The organism is Terriglobales bacterium (assembly GCA_035567895.1).
Lineage (GTDB): Bacteria > Acidobacteriota > Terriglobia > Terriglobales > Acidobacteriaceae > Gp1-AA112.
In genome coordinates this window covers 1-3279 of record DATMPC010000055.1, presented here as the reverse complement: position 1 = coordinate 3279, position 3279 = coordinate 1, and the positions used below count along the sequence as shown (strand labels likewise).

Genomic DNA, 3279 nt, shown 5'->3' with positions numbered 1-3279 from the left:
GATTGCCACAGAACTGTCGGAGAGCAGCTCGGACGAAGCGACCAGAAAGAATTTGCGCGAGTTCATGAAAATGGCCATCCCGGCCAGCGCGATCGCGAGAGCGATCGCTTACGCAATCGAGCAGCCGGTCGAGGTGGAAGTCGATGAGATGGTCATCCGCCCAACGGTGCAGGATTTCTAACGCGCATGAAAACGCAGAAATGAGTACTACCATTCGCGAAGGATTAGCTGGTTCGAGGTGGTCAAGGGGGCAAGATTTTATGGGCAAAAGACTCGCACTACTGGCAATTCGCCTGTTGGTGTCCACGAACCTTCTGTATGCCGCCATCTTTCTCAAGTTTGCAGGGGTGCCAGGTTCGGTAGCCCTGTTTACGCAAATGTCGGAAGCGGTCCACGGGTTAGTATCTCAGCCGGTATTCCGGCTAGGGTCAGGGGTGTTCGAGACGGTGGTGGCAGTTCTGCTCCTGATACCGAAGACAGCCAGATTGGGAGCGAGATTGACTGTTGTGTGGATGACTGCCGTAATTCTCAGTCACATTTTCGTGTTGGGATATGGCTGGTTCTTTGTCGATGCTCTCATGGTGATGGTGCTGGCTGTCACTTATGTCTTGCTGACACGCAGGCACTCCCATTGGGGCGAACAAGCGTAGTCCCTTGGGAACAACGATAAGTCATTTCATTCGATGCGGTTGCGAAGAACACGCTCCTCTCGGCCCGCTTTCGGGATTGAGGCGGTTGAGAAGGCCGGACTTGACCTGCGCACGCAACAAAGAATGCCGATTCATCGAACCGTTCGTTAAGCTGAGACACGACCCCGGCCATCGCGAAACGGTTTCCTCACAATTGAGCAAGAACGTCCCGACCGCGGCGAAATCGTTCAAGACCTGTGTGTCACGTTCCTGACAGTATCTACTCCATGCTCACGAGTACAAAGCTCGAACACAGGCGCGCTTGATAGCTTCATGCTGCACCCGGGTCCCAGGCTAGTGGGCGTAAGAAGGCAGGAAGACGACCTTCCCTTACAAAAAGGAGGATCTGTTATGCGGCTCGATGGATTGCCTCTTGCGTATAGAAGCCCCTATCTCTTTCGTTTGCCAACGTTCGGGGAGATGCGTGCCCGTCTCGAGGAACGCCTGGCAGAGCGTACGCGAATTGCCCAAGACCTACACGATACAGTGCTGCAAGGCATTTTCAGCGCAGCTATGCAGCTACATGTTGCAGTGGACGAGCTACCGGCGAATTCGCCCGCTAAGCTGCGATTAAGCCGTGTTCTCGAATTGATGAGACACCTCATGGAAGAGGGCCGCAACGTGGTTCGAGGACTCCGCTTTTCCAATTCAGACTCCGACGATCTAGGGCAGGCATTTTTCCGAATCCCACAAGATTTGGGCATCGAAGTGCAAATTGATTTTCGCGTCATCGTGTTAGGTTCGACCAGAAAACTACACCCGCTCATTCGCGACGAGGTCTATCGCATCGGCCGGGAACTATTGGTGAATGCATTCCGCCACTCCCGAGCCAGCTGGATCGAGCTCGAGCTTGAGTATGCCCCCAAGCGTTTCAGGATGGTCGTCCGCGACGACGGTTGCGGGATCGATCCTCAAGTGCTGCATGAGGGACGCGAGGGCCATTGGGGGCTCCTGGGTATGCGCGAACAGGCGAAAAGAATTGGCGCCAGACTCAGAGTTTGGAGCCGCGCCGCGGCCGGAACAGAAGTCGAGCTGTCCGTCCCTAATTCCATCGCCTTCAATCCCGAATAGTCGAAAAACTAGCAGGGTGTTAGGAGAATTCGTCGGAAGTCTTCCGGTCGGAAGCGCAGATTGCCACGGCCCTCTCGAGATTGCGTCCTGACGGACTACTCGGAACTTTGCTCTTACGCTCAATCGCAACTTCCGTGTAGCCGACTAACCGCCCGCAATCTCTGGCCAATCGATTCGCGGTGAAGAAAACTGCGGGGGCTAGCAGTGTCAAGTGAAGCGATAGACTACGCGTGACCATGGACACGGCGGAAACCTACGACGAGCTAGCGGATCAATACCATCTGATATTTGAGAACTGGGAGCTTTCGGTGGAACGCCAAGCCGCTGTCCTGAGCTCCATTCTCGAGCGGAACTGCGGTCTGTCAACCACGGCTTGCATTCTTGATTGTGCTTGTGGCATTGGGACGCAAGCGCTCGGCTTAGCAAGGCTGGGGTTCCAAGTTACTGGTTGCGATTTAAGCCCCCGTGCGGTTGAGCGTGCGCGGCAGGAGGCTTCTCAGCAGAACCTGAATATTCAGTTCTCGGTCGCGAATATGCTGGATCTGAAGTTTCTAGGAGACTCACACTTCGATGCGGTGATCTGTATGGACAATGCACTCCCGCACCTTGAGAGCGCAGAGCAGCTTCTGCAAGCAGCAGAACAAATGCGTTCAAGGCTGCGTCCCGGAGGTTACCTGCTGGCGAGCATCAGAGATTATGACCGTCTGATTGAGAAAAGACCGGTTGTGGAGGGACCATCGTTTTACGTAGATCAGGGGCGGCGGCGCATTGTTTTCCAGATTTGGGAATGGGTCGATTCTCGGCGATACATTTTTCACCTTTACATCACTCGTCAGCTCGAGAAGCAATGGCACACTTTTCACACAGCGGGCTTCTATCATGCCGTCCGACGCAATGAACTTGAGGCGATACTAAGCCGAACAGGCTTTAAGACTCCGCGCTGGCTCGCTCCATCTGAAAGTGGCTTTTATCAGCCCATCATTGTTGCGAAATCAGGTTGAAGGGCAGCAATGATCAGCACTCTGGGCGAGTGACGGGCAAGTCGGAACCAACTCTTACGCTCAATCGCAACTTCCGTGTAGTCACACACCAAACAAGAGCTCTTGACACCGAACTCTGTTCTTGAAATCCCCCTCGCTTGAAATTTGCCCGGATTTACTGAAACCTGTAGAAGGGCTCGCTTCTCGCTCGTCATCCATTCAGGGGCACGAATGCCCTCACAATTTCCCATCGGAGAAAGTCGATGCAATTTGCCTTGTTAATTTACGAATCAACCGAAGCTTTCGCGTCACGGAAAAAAGACGAGATCGAGGGGTATATCGGCGCTTGGCGGGCATACCACAAGGCTCTGGTCGACGCCGGCATCTTCGTGGGCGGAGATCCGCTTGAAGTTCCGGAGACAGGAACTACGGTACGAATCAAGGAAGGGAAGCGGCGCGTGCAGGACGGCCCCTACGCTGACACCAAGGAGCAGCTGGGGGGATTCACGATTCTGGAACTCCCATCTCTTGACGCAGCG

5 protein-coding genes are annotated in these 3279 nt (G+C 54.4%); all 5 read left to right on the top strand.

Annotated features, from left to right (window positions below):
• The coding region (locus VNX88_10960) for a hypothetical protein (GenBank protein HWY69180.1) at positions 1 to 181 on the top strand (181 nt) is incomplete at its 5' end.
• Positions 182 to 260: 79 nt separating this feature from the next.
• Positions 261 to 650: a hypothetical protein gene (locus tag VNX88_10955; GenBank protein HWY69179.1), complete on the top strand. Its 390-nt coding sequence runs from the start codon at positions 261 to 263 to the stop codon at positions 648 to 650.
• Positions 651 to 1040: 390 nt separating this feature from the next.
• Positions 1041 to 1760, top strand: coding sequence for a histidine kinase (locus VNX88_10950; protein ID HWY69178.1), 720 nt, complete (start codon positions 1041 to 1043; stop codon positions 1758 to 1760).
• A 236-nt stretch (positions 1761 to 1996) separates the two neighbouring features.
• Positions 1997 to 2761 carry a class I SAM-dependent methyltransferase gene (locus VNX88_10945; GenBank protein HWY69177.1) on the top strand — a complete coding sequence of 255 codons (765 nt, stop codon included), beginning with the start codon at positions 1997 to 1999 and terminating at the stop codon, positions 2759 to 2761.
• 242 nt (positions 2762 to 3003) lie between these two features.
• Positions 3004 to 3279 (top strand): YciI family protein (locus VNX88_10940; GenBank protein HWY69176.1); only part of this gene is annotated, 276 nt, incomplete at its 3' end.